This is a genomic window from Streptomyces cyaneofuscatus, assembly GCF_042718795.1.
In the GTDB taxonomy this organism is placed as follows: Bacteria; Actinomycetota; Actinomycetes; order Streptomycetales; family Streptomycetaceae; genus Streptomyces; species Streptomyces cyaneofuscatus_A.
Genome location: NZ_JBHXOX010000029.1, coordinates 26588 through 41360, shown reverse-complemented (window position 1 = coordinate 41360; position 14773 = coordinate 26588). Strand labels below are relative to the sequence as shown.

Here is a 14773-nt window from a genome sequence, read left to right as displayed (position 1 = left end):
AGCTTCATGATCCCTTCATGATCCGGAATGTGTGCGGGTGGTCAGTGGTAGAGAGCGTCGACCTCGACCCCGTACGCCGTCTCGATCGCCTTGCGCTTCAGCTTCAGCGAGGGCGTCAGCAGCCCGTGCTCCTCGGTGAAGGGGTGGGCCAGGATCCGGAACGTACGGATCGACTCGGCCTGCGACACCGCCGTGTTGGCGGCCACCACCGCCCGGCGGACCTCCATCTCCAGGTCCGGGTCGCGCACCAGCTCGGCGGGGGCGAGCGGCGTACGGCCCTGCATGGTGAGCCAGTGGTCGACGGACTCCTGGTCGACGGTGACCAGGGCCGCGATGTACGGGCGGTCGTTGCCGACGACGATGCACTGGGCGACCAGCGGATGGGCCCGCACCCGCTCCTCCAGGCCGGCCGGCGAGACGCTCTTGCCGCCGGAGGTCACCAGGATCTCCTTCTTCCGCCCGGTGATCGTCAGATAGCCGTCCTCGTCCAGCGAACCGAGGTCACCGGTGGCCAGCCAGCCGTCCTCCAGCGCGGCCCGGGTCGCCACCGGATTGTTCAGATAGCCGGAGAAGACGTTGGGACCGTGCAGCCACACCTCGCCGTCGTCCGCGATGTGCACCGACGTGCCGGGGATGGGCAGCCCGACCGTGCCGTACCGGGTGCGCTCGGGCGGGTTGGCGGTCGCCGCCGCCGTGGACTCGGTCAGCCCGTACCCCTCGAAGACGCTCACCCCGGCGCCCGCGAAGAACAGGCCGAGCCGGCGGTTCATGCCCGAGCCGCCCGACATCGCGTGCCGCACCCGGCCGCCCATCGCGTCGCGGACCTTCTTGTAGACGACCTTGTCGAAGAACTGGTGCTGCACCCGCAACCCGGCCGACGGCCCCGGACCGAGGCCGAACGCCTTCTGCTCCAGCGCCTCGGCGTACTTGACCGCGATGTCCACGGCCTTGTCGAACGGCCCGGCCCGGCCCTCCGCCTCGGCCTTGCGCCGGGCGCCGTTGAAGACCCTCTCGAAGATGTACGGCACCGCCAGGATGAAGGTGGGCCGGAACGTCACCAGGTCCGGCATCAGGGCGTTCGCCGACAGCTCCGGCTGGTGGCCGAGTCTGACCCGTCCCCGTACCGCCGCGATCTCCACCATGCGGCCGAAGACGTGCGCCAGCGGAAGGAAGAGCAGGGTGGCCGCCTCGTCGCCGGGCTTGGAGTGGAACACCGGCTCCCAGCGGGCGACCATCGTGTCGCTCTCGAACATGAAGCCCGCGTGCGTGATCACACATCCCTTGGGGCGGCCCGTCGTCCCCGAGGTGTAGATCACCGTCGCCACGGACTCGGGCGTCACCGCGCGCCGGTGCCGGTGCACCACCTCGTCGTCGACCGCCCCGCCCGCGCCGACCAGCTCGTCCACCGCCCCGGCGTCCAACTGCCAGAGCCGCTTGAGGTGCGGCAGCCGGTCGATCACCGAGCCGACGGTCATCGCGTGGTCCTCGTGCTCGACCATCACCGCCACCACCTCGGCGTCGTGCAGCATCCAGTGGACCTGCTCGGCGGAGGAGGTCGGGTAGACGGGCACCGACTGGGCCCCGACCGACCAGACCGCGAAGTCGAAGAGCGTCCACTCGTACCGCGTACGGGACATCAGGGCGACCCGGTCCCCGAACCGGATCCCGTGCGCGATCAGCCCTTTCGCCAGAGCCAGCACCTCGTCGCGGAACGCCTCCGAGGTCACGTCCCGCCACTGTCCGCCCGCGTCCTTGCGGCCGAACGCGACCCGCTGCGGATCGTCCTCCGCGTAGTCGAAGACCGCGTCGGCCAGACCGCCCACTTGAGGCGGCGCGGCCAGGGGTGGGACAGTGAATTCACGCAATGACCTGCTCCTCGTGGCGCTCCGCACAGCGCCGCGACGCTACCCCAACCGGGGGCCCGGCGGGAGGGTCCGAACCCCCCGTAAAACATGGCATTCGCGGAGGTCAACCGTCGAAATCCGGCCAGATGGGCAAGGCTCGGGCGCACTTCTGACGGAGGCGTAAGCGGCTCGCGGCCAAATCTCCACCGAATCCGACCGTGGTGATCACTCCCGGTCTCTGGAGGTACGAGGGGTTATGCACCGCTACCGGGTCGGTGCGGGTCATCCTCCGCCGCCCCGGTGCAGCCGGTCCCCGCCTGCCAGGATCGCCGCCGCCAGCGCGTCCGCCGCCTCCCGCACCGCGCCCGGGCGGTCCCCGTGCAGCAGGACGAAGTCGACGCCGCCCGGCTCCGGCAGCCCCGCCCGCGCCGGAACCGGCACGAGCCCGGGCGGGATCAGCCCCCGCGAGTGCACCATCACGCCGAGACCCGCCCGCGCCGCCGCCACCAGGGCGCTCAGGCTCGTACTCGTACAGGCGATCCGCCAGGCCCGCCCGTGCTCCTCCAGCACCTCCAGGGCGCGGGCCCGGGTGATGCCCGGCGGCGGGAAGACGACGAGCGGCACCGGGCGTTCCGGATCGATCCGCAGATGCGGGGCGCCGATCCAGTCCAGCGCGTCCTGCCACACCAGCTCGCCGTGTGTGCCGCCCGTCCTCCGCTTGGCCAGCACCAGGTCCAGCCGGCCCGCCTCCAGTTGCCGGTGCAGGGTCCCGGACAGCTCCACGGTGAGTTCCAGTTCGACCTCCGGATGGTCGCGCCGGAAGGACTCCAGGATCTCCGGCAGCCGGGTCAGCACGAAGTCCTCACAGGCCCCGAAGCGGAGCCGGCCGCGCAGCCGGGTGCCCGCGAAGAAGGCCGCGGCCCGTTCGTGCGCCGCGAGGATCGTCCGGGCGAAGCCGAGCATCGCCTCGCCGTCCTCGGTCAGGTCGACCCGGTGGGTGTCCCGGGCGAACAACTGCCGCCCGATCGCCTCCTCCAGCCGCCGGACGTGCTGGCTGACGGTGGACTGCCGGATTCCGAGGCGGCGGGCGGCCTGGGTGAAGCTCAAGGTCTGGGCGACCGCGAGGAAGGTACGGAGCTGGGCGGGGTCGTAGGAGGTGTCCACGGCCCCACGTTAGGTTCTGCCGCCACCCGTCACGCCCGCGCCGGCGGTCGGCGCGCGGCCCGGCAGACGGCCCGCCGGCCGGCGGGACGCGGGGACAGGGGGACGGGTGGACGGGTGGACGGGTGGACGGCGGGACGGGGGCATGCATATGCGATCATGCGGGCGGCTCTCGATGAGCCGATGCCAGCCAACTGACGGGACGGCCGGGGGGATCGGGCCGTCGGACGTCGGCGAAGACACGCCTACGCGCATACATGCGTACGCGAGGAACGGGAGCGCGGAGTGAACGGGGCCGGGGGGCAGGGCGGGCAGGACGGGTCGTCCGTGTCCGACGAGGAGTGGGAGCGGTTCCTCCAGGAATCGGTGACGGGTGCGGCCGGGGCCCCGGTGGAGCCGTCGGCGCGCGCCCGTGAGGTGGGACGGCGGCTGCGGGAGAATCCCGGACCGGCCGAGGGCTGGCGTACGTACACACCCGCCCGGCCCCGGCGCAGGACCGGGTGGTACGTGACCGGCATGGTGGCGGCCGTGGCCCTCCTGGTCGTGGCGCTCTTCCCGCAGCAGGCGGTCGGTCGGTTCGTCGGCGATGACAGCGCCCAGGACGGAACGCCGCTGGCGGCCGAGTCGGAACGCCCGGCGGAAGCGCCCGGCGCGGAGCACGATCGACGCCCCACCCTCGCCGAACCCTTCCGGGGCTCGCCCGCCGCGCGCTGGGCGGACGGAGCGGCGGGGATCACGGTGCCGCCGGCCCGGGCGACCGGCTGGATGAAGGCCGCTGAGGTCGAGCGAGCGCTGCGGCAGAGCCGGGACTTCCTGGTGGCCGCGGGGCTCGACCCGGGAGTGCTGCGCGGCGAGCGGCCCTCGGAGGCGATCGATTTGCTGAACCCGCACCAGAAGGATGTCCAGGAGTATGTCCGTACCGCCCTTTCGTCGAAGACGCCCACGGACACGACCGATCCCCTGCTCCTGTTCAGCCGCTTCCGGCCGGAGCAGGCCCGGCCGGTCGGTGACGTGGTCAAGACGCGCGGCCGGCTCACGTACCGCGAGGGGAAGCGCGGGGCGGTCGAGGTGACGGCGGACGTCACTTTCGTGTACCCGGTGACCCCGGCTGCCGACAGCGGAGAGGACGGCGAGGTCGTCCGCACGATCGTGCGGCGCGAGACGGTGATGAGCTGGGACGATCCGGCCGAGGTCATCACGGAACCGGGCACGATGTCGCTCGTCTCCTACACGCTCGACATGACCAACGGCGGCTGCTCCGCCCCGACCGGCTACTTCGAGCCGCCGTTCGGCACCGCCGAGGACCAGCACACCGACCAGGACCGCCGGATCGACCCGTACGACCGCAGCAAGCCGCTCGACATGGGTGACGGCACGACGGTCAAGGACGACGATTGCGCGACCGCCAGCCGCTCCTGAGGGTGGCCGTAGCGGGTCCCGGAGGTTTATCGCGTTCCGTGATGGCAGTCAGAACGGTGTGAGGGATTCCCGATCGCCGTGCTCCGGGCAGGATGGCAGGAGCACGCCATCGAGCCGAAGAACCACGTGGAGTCCCGGAGCACATGAGCCGCCGCCCCCTCACCCCGCCGTCCTGGCTGCCGGTCGACGCCTACATCCTGGCGCTGGTCGGCACGGTCGTCCTCGCCGCGCTGCTGCCCGCGCGCGGCGCGGCGGCCGACGTGGCGGGCGGTGCCTCCGCCGGGGCGGTCGCCTTGCTCTTCTTCCTCTACGGGGCCCGGCTCTCCACGGCCGAGGCGCTCGACGGGCTGAAGCACTGGCGGCTCCACCTCACCGTCCTGGCCTGCACGTTCCTCGTCTTTCCGCTGCTGGGGCTGGCGAGTGAGGGGCTGGTGCCGTTCGTCCTGACGCCGGAGCTGCAGGCGGGCTTCCTCTTCCTGTGCCTGGTGCCGTCGACGATCCAGTCCTCGATCGCGTTCACGTCGATCGCCCGGGGCAACGTGCCCGCCGCGATCTGTGCCGGTTCCTTCTCCAGCCTCGCCGGGATCTTCCTCACGCCGCTGCTGGCCGCGCTGCTGCTCGGCTCCGCCGGTGGCGGGTTCTCGGCGGACTCACTGCTGAAGATCGTGCTCCAGCTTCTCGTGCCGTTCCTCGCCGGACAGCTCCTGCGCCGCTGGGTGGGCGGATTCCTGGCCCGGCACAAGAAGGTCCTCGGCCTGGTGGACCGCGGCTCGATCCTGCTGGTCGTCTACACCGCGTTCAGCGAGGGCATGGTCGCCGGTGTCTGGAGCCAGGTCACCCCGGCCCGGCTCGGCGCCCTGCTCGCGGCCGAGGCGGTCCTGCTGGCCGGGATGCTCACGCTGACCTGGTACGGGGCACGGCGGCTCGGATTCGGCCGGGAGGACCGGATCGCCATCCAGTTCGCCGGGTCGAAGAAGAGCCTGGCGGCGGGGCTGCCGATGGCGAGCGTGCTGTTCGGGGCGCACGCGAGCCTCGCCGTGCTGCCGCTGATGCTCTTCCACCAGATGCAGCTGATGGTCTGCGCGGTCATCGCCAAGCGGCGCTCGCGGGACCTGGAGCCGGACTCGGAGCCGGACCCGGAGCCGGACCTGGAGCCGGACCCGGAGCTTGACCTGGAGCCGGTGCGGCACCCGGACGAGACCGGTGCCGGGCCGTTGTCACACCCGGCGGCTACGGTGAGTTCATAGCCGCCGACCGCCGCCGACCGCCGCCGCCCACCGTCGCTGACCTGGAGGACCACCATGGCCGACCGGCCCGCCGAGCCCGAGGACGACTTCCCGCACGGGGCGGGCAACCCGGCCCGCAGTGCTCTGCGGCACGCCGGCTACACCCGGCTCGCCCAGCTCACCGACGTGACGGCGGCGGAGGTGCTGGCGCTGCACGGGGTCGGCCCGAAGGCCATCAGGGTGCTGCGCGAGGGCTTGGCGGCCGAGGGACTGTCGTTCGCGGGGGAGTGACCCACGGGCCGGTCCTGGCCCGCCGCTCAGAGGACCCCCGCCTCCAGCGCGATCCGGTGCTCGCCCGCGTACACGTTCATCGAAGGCCCCCGCAGGAACCCCACCAGGGTCAGCCCGCTCTCCGCCGCCAGGTCCACCGCCAGCGAGGACGGCGCCGAGACCGCCGCGAGCACCGGGATCCCGGCCATCACCGCCTTCTGCGCCAGCTCGAACGAGGCCCGCCCCGAGACCAGCAGTATCGCCCGTGACAGTGGCAGCCGCCCGTCCGTCAGCGCCCGGCCCACCAGCTTGTCCACCGCGTTGTGCCGGCCCACGTCCTCCCGTACGTCCCAAAGCTCTCCCTCCTCCGAGAAGAGCGCAGCCGCGTGCAGCCCCCCGGTCCGGTCGAACACCTTCTGCGCGGCCCGCAGCCGGTCCGGCAGGGCGGCGAGCAGCTCCGGTGTGACGCGCACCGGGGGCGTGTCACCGACGGGGTGGCGGGTGGTCGTGCGGACCGCGTCCAGGCTGGCCTTGCCGCACAGGCCGCACGAGGAGGTGGTGTAGACGTTCCGCTCCAGCGAGATGTCGGGGACCACGACACCGGGCGCGAGCTTCACGTCCACCACGTTGTACGTGTTCACGCCGTCGGCGGTCGCCCCGGCGCAGTAGACGATCGACTGGACCTCGTCGCCCTCGGCGATCACGCCCTCGCTCACCAGGAACCCGGCGGCCAGTGCGAAGTCGTCACCGGGCGTGCGCATCGTGATGGCCAGCGGCTTTCCATTCAGCCGGATCTCCAGGGGCTCCTCCGCGACGAGCGTGTCGGCGCGGGAGGAGACGGCCCCGTCCCGGATACGGAGAGTGCGGCGGCGCTCGGTGACCCGTCCCATGAGGCTGAACCCGATTCTGTCGGTGTGTAGAGCTTCCGGTGTAGCCGGAGCTTCCGGTGTGCGGAGCGTCCGGCCGTGGGTCGGGCCGGAGCCTGGCCCTGTCATTGTCCTGCACACGCGTCGGACCCGTCACCGCCCGGTCACCCGAACGGACGGTCGGGGCGAGCACGCAGGTGAGGCTGTTGTCAATGCTCCAACGTGTGGGCCGGATTCCTGTGGGATCACGTGCCCTCGTACCGGACGGTAGCCACCAAGACTGGATGTTTCCTGCCCGAAGTGACGATGGGAACCCGTATGACCGGCTCACGTGTCGTGGCGCTCGGCCACTATCAGCCCGCCAAGGTGCTCACCAACGACGATCTGGCGGCCATGGTCGACACGAGCGACGAGTGGATCACGAGCCGGGTCGGCATCAAGACCCGGCACGTGGGCGGCCCCGACGAGCCGGTCGACGAGCTGGCCGCGCACGCCGGTGCCAAGGCGCTGGCCGCCGCCGGCCTCCAGCCCTCCGACATCGATCTGGTCCTGGTGGCCACCTCCACCGCCATCGACCGTTCCCCGAGCATGGCGGCGCGGGTCGCGGCGCGGCTCGGCATGGGGTCACCCGCCGTGATGGACATCAACGTGGTCTGCTCCGGCTTCACCCACGCCCTGGCCGTCGCCGACCACACGATCCGGGCCGGTGCGGCGACCCGGGCCCTGGTCATCGGCGCCGACAAGATGGCCGACATCGCCGACTGGACGGACCGCACCACCTGCGTCCTGCTCGGCGACGGCGCGGGCGCCGCCGTCGTCACCGCCGACCCGTCCGCCTCCGACAGCCCGTCCGCCCCCGACACCCCGGGCGGCCCCGGGATCGGTCCGGTGCTGTGGGGATCGGTGCCGGAGATGGGCAACGCCGTACGGATCGAGGGGACGCCGCCGCGCTTCGCGCAGGAGGGCCAGTCCGTCTACCGCTGGGCCACCACCCAGCTTCCCCCCATCGCCCGGAAGGTCTGCGAGAAGGCGGGTATCGCCCCGGAGGATCTGGCCGCCGTCGTCCTGCACCAGGCCAACCTGCGGATCATCGAGCCGGTGGCCCGGAAGATCGGCGCGGTCAACGCGGTCATCGCGCGGGACGTGGTCGACTCCGGCAACACCTCCGCCGCCTCCATCCCGATGGCGCTCTCCAAGCTCGTGGAGCGCGGCGAGATCGCCTCCGGCGCGCCCGTGCTGCTCTTCGGTTTCGGCGGAAACCTCTCGTACGCCGGACAGGTCATCCGCTGCCCCTGAGCGCGGCCGCGCAGGCTTTGTCCTGAGTGTGGAGAAAGTTGGGGCCGATTCCTGCGCAACTTCTTCCCACTCCGGGAAAGCGCTGCTACGTTCCCCTCGAAAGCCCGACGGACTGGCCGGATGTGGCGGGGAGGGACGCGTGAGACGTATGACGGCACGACCCGCGAACGCGCATCAGGCACGGCTGCTCCGGCTGCTGCGCGACGGGGGCCCCAACTCCCGTGCCCAGTTGGGTGATCAGGTCGACCTCTCGCGCTCCAAGCTGGCCGTCGAGGTCGACCGGCTGCTGGAGACCGGCCTGGTCGTGGCCGACGGGCTCGCCGCATCCCGTGGCGGGCGCCGCTCGCACAACATCCGGCTCGCCCCCGAACTGCGCTTCCTCGGGGTCGACATCGGCGCCACCTCCATCGATGTGGCCGTCACCAACGCGGAGTTGGAGGTCCTGGGCCACCTGAACCAGCCGATGGACGTGCGCGAGGGCCCGGTCGCGGTCTTCGAGCAGGTCCTGGCGATGGCGGCCAAGCTCCGGGCCTCCGGCCTCGCCGAGGGGTTCGACGGAGCGGGCATCGGGGTCCCCGGCCCCGTCCGCTTCCCCGAGGGCGTGCCGGTCGCGCCGCCGATCATGCCCGGCTGGGACGGGTTCCCGGTCCGCGAGGCGCTCAGCCAGGATCTGGGCTGCCCCGTCATGGTCGACAACGACGTGAACCTCATGGCGATGGGGGAGCAGCACGCGGGCGTCGCCCGCTCCGTGGGCGACTTCCTGTGCGTCAAGATCGGTACGGGTATCGGCTGCGGGATCGTCGTCGGCGGTGAGGTCTACCGCGGTACGACGGGCAGCGCCGGGGACATCGGACACATCCAGGTGGAACCGGACGGCCGGGCCTGCGCCTGCGGCAACAAGGGCTGCCTGGAGGCCCACTTCAGCGGGGCCGCCCTGGCCCGTGACGCGGAGGACGCCGCCCGTGAGGGCCGCTCACCCGAGCTCGCGGTCCGGCTGGAGGCGGCCGGACGCCTCACCGCCGCCGACGTGGCCGCCGCCGCGGCGGCCGGGGACGCGGCGGCACTCGACCTGATCCGCGAAGGCGGCAACCGGCTCGGCCAGGTCATCGCGAGCCTGGTCAGCTTCTTCAATCCCGGTCTGGTGGTGATCGGCGGCGGGGTCACCGGCCTCGGTCACAACCTCCTCGCCAGTGTCCGCACCCAGGTCTACCGGCAGTCCCTGCCCCTGGCCACCGGCAATCTCCCCATCGTGCTGGGCGAGCTGGGCCCCACCGCCGGAGTGATCGGCGCGGCCCGCCTCATCAGCGACCACCTCTTCTCACCGGCCTGACCGCGAGGCCGGTGAGCGGCGCCGACGCCGCGGCCGACCCCGTACGCACCACCGCTCGCCGACCCCGTACGCACCACCGCTCGCCGCCCGTACCGCTGCTCGCCCCGACCCCGTACGCACCCACCGCTTCCCGTTCCGTACGCACGACTCGCCCGTTCCGTACGCACCACCGCACTGGTCAGGTACGCCTCACGTACGTACCCCCCGTCAGCAGCCGCTCGCGATGCCGCCGGCTCCACGGCACCTCCAGCCCTGCGCCCTGCCCGCTCACCGGCCCTCCCCGAACGCCCGGCACCCGCCGAGGCCGGGGGAGACCCCATTCGCCGAGGGGATTTCGTCATGGCACCAGAACCACCCCTGCTCACCATGTCCGGCATCACCAAGTCCTTCCCCGGCGTACGCGCCCTGGACGGCGTCGACCTGGAGGTCCAGGCCGGCGAGGTCCACTGCCTCCTCGGCCAGAACGGCGCGGGCAAGTCCACCCTCATCAAGGTGCTCGCCGGGGCCCACCAGCCCGACGACGGCGAGATCACCTGGCGCGGCGAGCCCGTCCGCCTCAAGTCCCCGATCGCCGCCATGCGCCTGGGAATTGCCACGATCTACCAGGAACTCGACCTGGTGGAAGGGCTGTCGGTCGCCGAGAACGTCTTCCTCGGCCACGAGCCGACCAGCGCGGGCTTCATCGTCCGTACGGGGGAGGGACGTCTCGCGGCGAAGGCGCTGCTGGCCCGCCTCGGCCACCCGGAGATCGATCCCGCCCGCCCGGTCGGCTCGCTCTCCGCCGCCCAGCAGCAGATCGTCTCCATGGCGCGGGCGCTCTCCCACGACGTACGGCTCATCGTGATGGACGAGCCCTCCGCCGCGCTCGACCCCGACGAGGTCGACAACCTCTTCCGGATCGTCGACAGCCTGACCGCCGACGGGGTCGCCGTCGTCTACATCTCGCACCGGCTGGAGGAGATCCGCCGCATCGGCGACCGGGTCACCGTGCTGAAGGACGGCCGGGCGGTCGCGGTCGGGCTTCCCGCCGCCGACACCCCGACACGCGACATCGTTGCCATGATGACCGGCCGCGACGTCGAGTACGTCTTCCCGCCGCGCCCGGACGAGGCGGCCGCGAACACCACCGAACCCGTCCTGCGGGTCCAAAACCTGTCCCGCAAGGGCGAGTTCGCGCCCGTCGACCTCGAACTGCGGCCCGGCGAGATCGTCGGCCTCGCCGGTCTCGTCGGCTCCGGCCGCTCGGAGATCCTGGAGACGATCTACGGCGCCCGCAAGGCGAGCACCGGGACCGTCACCGTCGACGGCAAGCAGCTCAGGCCCGGCAGCGTCCGCGCCGCCGTCGCCGCCGGGATCGGCCTCGCCCCCGAGGAGCGCAAGGCCCAGGCCCTGCTGATGACCGAGTCCGTGACCCGTAACGTCTCCGTCTCCTCCCTCTCCCGGTTCGCCCGGGTCGGCTGGATCGACCGGGGCGGCGAGCGGCGGTCCGCGCAGCAGGCCACCCGCGAACTCTCCCTGCGGCCGGACAACCCGGACACACCGATCCGCACCCTCTCCGGCGGCAACCAGCAGAAGGCCGTCCTCGCCCGCTGGCTGCTGCGCGGCTGCCGGGTCCTGCTGCTGGACGAACCCACCCGCGGTGTCGACGTCGGCGCCCGCGCCGAGCTCTACGCCGTGATCCGCCGGCTGGCCGACGAAGGCCTCGCCGTCCTGCTCGTCTCCAGCGAAGTGCCCGAAGTCCTGGGCCTCGCCGACCGGGTGCTGGTGCTCCGGGAGGGACAGGTCGTCCACACGGCCCCCGCCCAGGAGCTCGACGAGCACCGCGTACTCGACCTCGTGATGGAAGGGAGCCCGACGCCATGACACAGCCCGCCCCGTCGGCGCAGCACAACGGGCCGGACAAGGGGGTCCTCACCGGCCCCGCCGACCCGCCCCCGGTGAAGACCGGTGGCCGGAAGCCCGGCCTCGGTCTTCGGCTCGACGTCCGGATCCTGTCCCTGCTCGGCGTCCTCGCCGCCCTCGTCCTGGTCGGCGGCATCACCGAACCGGACGCGTTCCTGGACAGCGGGAACCTCCAGCTGATCCTGACCCAGGCCTCCGTCATCGGGGTCGTCACCGTCGGCATGACCTTCGTCATCACCAGCGGCGGCATCGACCTCTCCGTCGGCGCGATGGTCGCCCTCGCCTCGGTCTGGGCGACCACGCTCGCCACCCAGGAGTACGGCTTCGCGGGCATCGCCTTCACCGCCGTGATCGTGGGCCTGGTCGCCGGACTGGTGAACGGCGTGCTCATCGCGTACGGCGGGATGGTCCCGTTCATCGCGACGCTCGCCATGCTCGCCTCGGCGCGCGGCCTCGCCCTCATGATCACCGACGGCAAGACCCAGATCGTCACCGTCGACCCGGTCCTCAGCCTCGGCCTGCCGGACTCCTACATCCTCGGGATCCCGCCGCTGGTCATCATGTTCGCCGCCGTCACCGTCATCGGCTGGCTGATCCTCAACCGCACCACCTTCGGCCGCCGCACGGTCGCCGTGGGCGGCAACGCGGAGGCGGCCCGGCTCGCCGGGATCGACGTCCGCCGTCAGCGCCTCTACCTCTACGTGCTCTCCGGGCTCTGCTGCGGCATCGCCGCCTTCATGCTGATCGTGCTCGCGGGTTCCGGCCAGAACACCAACGGCAACCTGTACGAGCTCGACGCCATCGCCGCCGCGATCATCGGCGGCACCCTGCTCAGCGGCGGCCGCGGCACCATCGTCGGCTCCGTCCTCGGCGTCCTGATCTTCACCACGATCACCAACATCTTCGCGCTCAACAACCTCCAGAGCGACGTCCAGCAGATCGCCAAGGGCGCCATCATCGTCGCCGCCGTCCTCGTCCAGCGCCGCACCCTGCGCGGCGGCGAGACCTGAGCAACTCCCGCTTCACGTAACGCACTTACCCGTCCTGAGCCGCACGTCGCACCTCACCCACCGGATGAAGGGTCCAACCGCCATGCCAGAAACCAGCCGCAGAGGGCTGCTGTTCGGAGCCGCAGCCGTCTCCACGGGCGCCCTCCTCACCGCCTGCACCAGCAACGAGCCGAAGAGCGCGGAGCCGGCCGGCAACAGCCAGCCCGCCGCCGACGACAAGCCCGGCAAGCCCGTCACCATCGGCTTCGCCGGACCGCAGGCCGACCACGGCTGGCTCAACGCCATCAACGTGAACGCCAAGTCGCGGGCGGAGAAGTACAGCGAGGTCACGCTGGAGATCACCGAGGGCTCCAACGACACCGCCGCCCAGATCGGGCAGGTCAAGACCCTGATCAACAAGAAGGTCGACGTCCTCGTCATCCTTCCCGCCGACGGCAAGGCGCTCACCCAGGTCGGCCTGGAGGCCATGAAGGCGGGCATCCCCGTCGTCAACCTGGACCGCATCTTCGCCTCCCCGCAGGCGTACCGCTGCTGGGTCGGCGGTGACAACTACGGCATGGGCCTCAACGCCGGTCACTACATCGGCGAACAGCTCAAGGACAAGGCGAACGCCAAGGTCGTCGAGCTCGCCGGCATCGACAACCTGGAGCTGACCAAGCAGCGCAGCCAGGGCTTCGCCGACGCGCTGAAGAACTACTCCAACATCAAGCTGGTGGCCCGTCAGGCCGCCGAGTTCACCGTCGAGTCGGGCCAGGCGAAGATGGCCCAACTCCTTCAGGCGCAGAAGCAGTTCGACGCCCTGTGGAACCACGACGACGACCAGGGCGTCGGCGCGCTCCGCGCCATCCAGCAGGCGGGCCGCGACGAGTTCATCATGGTCGGCGGCGCCGGCGCCAAGTCCGCGATGGACGCCATCAAGGCCGACAACTCGGTCATCAAGGCGACCGTCCTCTACCCGCCGACGATGGCCGCCTCCGCGATCGACCTGGCCCGCGCGCTCGGCCAGTCCAAGGGCGTCAGCGGCCTCTCCGAGATGGAGATCCCGACCTCGCTGACCCTGTACTCCGCGGTCGTCACCAAGGACAACATCGACCAGTACCTGCCGACGGGCTTCAACTGACCGGGACTCCGGGGGGCGCGGCGAGCGCGTCCCCCGGCCCGTTACCGCACACCGACGAGGAGGAAGTCCGCATGGCCCGTAGTCAAGAGCAGGAGACGGAACCGCAGACCGGGACCGTGACCGCGACACCGCCCCCGCAGCAGGTGCGGGGGACGCTCGGGGTCGGCATGGTCGGGTACGCGTTCATGGGCGCCGCCCACTCCCAGGGGTGGCGCACCGCCGGACACGTCTTCGACCTGCCGGTGCGGCCCGCTCTCGCCGCGATCTGCGGACGCGACCGTGCGGCGGTCGACGCCGCCGCCGCCCGGCACGGCTGGGCGGCCGCGGAGACCGACTGGCGGGCGCTGATCGCCCGGGACGACGTGCAGCTGATCGACATCTGCACGCCCGGCGACAGCCATGCGGAGATCGCCATCGCCGCCCTGGAGGCGGGCAAGCACGTGCTGTGCGAGAAGCCGCTCGCCAACACGGTCGCCGAGGCGGAGGCGATGGTCCGCGCCGCCGAGGCGGCGCAGGCCCGGGGCCAGGTCGCGATGGTGGGCTTCAACTACCGCAAGGTGCCCGCCATCACCTTCGCCCGTCAGCTCATCGCGGACGGCCGCCTCGGCGCCCTGCGCCACGTACGCGCCAGCTACCTCCAGGACTGGCTGGTCGACCCGGCCTCCCCGCTCACCTGGCGGCTCAAGCGTGAGCACGCCGGATCGGGCGCGCTGGGCGACCTGGGCGCGCACATCGTCGACCTCGCCCAGTACCTGGCGGGGGAGCTGCTGACCGGGGTGTCGGCCGTGGCCGAGACCTTCGTACGGGAGCGGCCCCTGCTCTCGGGTGCGTCGGCCGGGCTCTCCGGCGGTGCGGACGCGGTGGCGCGCGGTGAGGTGACCGTGGACGACGCGGCGATCTTCACCGGGCGCCTCGCCTCCGGGGCGCTGGCCTCCTTCGAGGCGACCCGGATGGCTGCGGGCCGCAAGAACGCGCTGCGGCTGGAGATCAACGGGGAGCTGGGCTCGCTCGCCTTCGACCTGGAGCGGCTCAACGAGCTGTCCTTCCACGACCACACCGAGCCCGCCGCCACCGCCGGCTTCCGCCGCATCCTGGTCACCGAACCCGAACACCCCTACCTGGAGGCCTGGTGGCCGCCGGGCCACGCCCTCGGGTACGAGCACACCTTCGTCCACCAGGCCCGTGACGTGGTCCGCACGATCGCCGAAGGCCTGACGCCCCGGCCCTCGTTCGCGGACGGCCTCCAGGTCCAGCGGGTGCTCGCCGCCGTCGAGGAGAGCGCCGCCAAGAACTCCGTACACACCCCGGTCCCCTCGTCCTAGGAGGTAG

At 71.9% G+C, this 14773-nt stretch carries 12 protein-coding genes; 9 read left to right on the top strand and 3 right to left on the bottom strand.

What is annotated here, in order from left to right:
* Positions 1 to 41: 41 nt before the first annotated feature.
* Together ACFWRT_RS29240 and ACFWRT_RS29235 are read right to left on the bottom strand one after the other, a co-directional pair.
* Positions 42 to 1841, bottom strand: coding sequence for an AMP-dependent synthetase/ligase (locus tag ACFWRT_RS29240; protein WP_380952010.1), 1800 nt, complete (start codon positions 1839 to 1841; stop codon positions 42 to 44).
* Positions 1842 to 2126: 285 nt separating this feature from the next.
* The gene (locus tag ACFWRT_RS29235; protein WP_380951936.1) at positions 2127 to 3008 is read right to left on the bottom strand and encodes a LysR family transcriptional regulator; all 882 of its coding nucleotides are present in this window, start codon (positions 3006 to 3008) and stop codon (positions 2127 to 2129) included.
* 324 nt (positions 3009 to 3332) lie between these two features.
* Between ACFWRT_RS29235 and ACFWRT_RS29230 the strand changes: the two genes are divergently transcribed.
* The 3 genes from ACFWRT_RS29230 (at position 3333) to ACFWRT_RS29220 (ending at position 5941) form a co-directional block, all read left to right on the top strand.
* On the top strand, positions 3333 to 4424 hold the full coding sequence (locus tag ACFWRT_RS29230; protein ID WP_380951935.1) for a hypothetical protein: 1092 nt from the start codon (positions 3333 to 3335) through the stop codon (positions 4422 to 4424).
* 143 nt (positions 4425 to 4567) lie between these two features.
* The gene (locus tag ACFWRT_RS29225; protein WP_380951934.1) at positions 4568 to 5671 is read left to right on the top strand and encodes a bile acid:sodium symporter family protein; all 1104 of its coding nucleotides are present in this window, start codon (positions 4568 to 4570) and stop codon (positions 5669 to 5671) included.
* Positions 5672 to 5725: 54 nt separating this feature from the next.
* Positions 5726 to 5941 (top strand): helix-hairpin-helix domain-containing protein, encoded by a 216-nt coding sequence (locus ACFWRT_RS29220; RefSeq protein WP_380951933.1) that lies wholly within the window; start codon positions 5726 to 5728, stop codon positions 5939 to 5941.
* 26 nt (positions 5942 to 5967) lie between these two features.
* Here the strand turns inward: ACFWRT_RS29220 and fdhD are convergent, their stop codons facing one another.
* Positions 5968 to 6810: a formate dehydrogenase accessory sulfurtransferase FdhD gene (fdhD, locus tag ACFWRT_RS29215; RefSeq protein ID WP_380951932.1), complete on the bottom strand. Its 843-nt coding sequence runs from the start codon at positions 6808 to 6810 to the stop codon at positions 5968 to 5970.
* Between the two features lie 294 nt (positions 6811 to 7104).
* On the opposite strand from fdhD, the gene ACFWRT_RS29210 reads away from it, so the two are divergent.
* The 6 genes from ACFWRT_RS29210 to ACFWRT_RS29185 all read left to right on the top strand — a co-directional run bounded on the left by ACFWRT_RS29210 (position 7105) and on the right by ACFWRT_RS29185 (position 14766).
* On the top strand, positions 7105 to 8082 hold the full coding sequence (locus ACFWRT_RS29210) for a beta-ketoacyl-ACP synthase III (RefSeq protein WP_380951931.1): 978 nt from the start codon (positions 7105 to 7107) through the stop codon (positions 8080 to 8082).
* Between the two features lie 148 nt (positions 8083 to 8230).
* Positions 8231 to 9412: an ROK family transcriptional regulator gene (locus ACFWRT_RS29205; protein WP_018513416.1), complete on the top strand. Its 1182-nt coding sequence runs from the start codon at positions 8231 to 8233 to the stop codon at positions 9410 to 9412.
* A gap of 339 nt (positions 9413 to 9751) precedes the next feature.
* Entirely contained in the window at positions 9752 to 11275 is a 1524-nt protein-coding gene (locus ACFWRT_RS29200) for a sugar ABC transporter ATP-binding protein (RefSeq protein WP_380951930.1), read from the top strand.
* Entirely contained in the window at positions 11272 to 12324 is a 1053-nt protein-coding gene (locus tag ACFWRT_RS29195) for an ABC transporter permease (protein ID WP_380951928.1), read from the top strand. Before ACFWRT_RS29200 ends, ACFWRT_RS29195 begins: the two co-directional genes overlap by 4 nt.
* Before the next feature lie 82 nt (positions 12325 to 12406).
* Positions 12407 to 13444, top strand: coding sequence for a substrate-binding domain-containing protein (locus ACFWRT_RS29190; protein ID WP_380951927.1), 1038 nt, complete (start codon positions 12407 to 12409; stop codon positions 13442 to 13444).
* 71 nt (positions 13445 to 13515) lie between these two features.
* Entirely contained in the window at positions 13516 to 14766 is a 1251-nt protein-coding gene (locus ACFWRT_RS29185; RefSeq protein ID WP_380951925.1) for a Gfo/Idh/MocA family protein, read from the top strand.
* The last annotated feature ends 7 nt before the right edge of the window (positions 14767 to 14773 follow it).

Excerpts from the sequence above, each read along its gene's own strand:
- ACFWRT_RS29225 (WP_380951934.1), top strand. The coding sequence starts at position 4,568 with ATGAGCCGCCGCCCCCTCACCCCGCCGTCCTGGCTGCCGGTCGACGCC.
- ACFWRT_RS29200 (WP_380951930.1), top strand. The coding sequence starts at position 9,752 with ATGGCACCAGAACCACCCCTGCTCACCATGTCCGGCATCACCAAGTCC.
- fdhD (WP_380951932.1), bottom strand. The coding sequence starts at position 6,810 with ATGGGACGGGTCACCGAGCGCCGCCGCACTCTCCGTATCCGGGACGGG.
- ACFWRT_RS29185 (WP_380951925.1), top strand. The coding sequence starts at position 13,516 with ATGGCCCGTAGTCAAGAGCAGGAGACGGAACCGCAGACCGGGACCGTG.
- ACFWRT_RS29205 (WP_018513416.1), top strand. The coding sequence starts at position 8,231 with ATGACGGCACGACCCGCGAACGCGCATCAGGCACGGCTGCTCCGGCTG.
- ACFWRT_RS29220 (WP_380951933.1), top strand. The coding sequence starts at position 5,726 with ATGGCCGACCGGCCCGCCGAGCCCGAGGACGACTTCCCGCACGGGGCG.
- ACFWRT_RS29210 (WP_380951931.1), top strand. The coding sequence starts at position 7,105 with ATGACCGGCTCACGTGTCGTGGCGCTCGGCCACTATCAGCCCGCCAAG.
- ACFWRT_RS29190 (WP_380951927.1), top strand. The coding sequence starts at position 12,407 with ATGCCAGAAACCAGCCGCAGAGGGCTGCTGTTCGGAGCCGCAGCCGTC.
- ACFWRT_RS29195 (WP_380951928.1), top strand. The coding sequence starts at position 11,272 with ATGACACAGCCCGCCCCGTCGGCGCAGCACAACGGGCCGGACAAGGGG.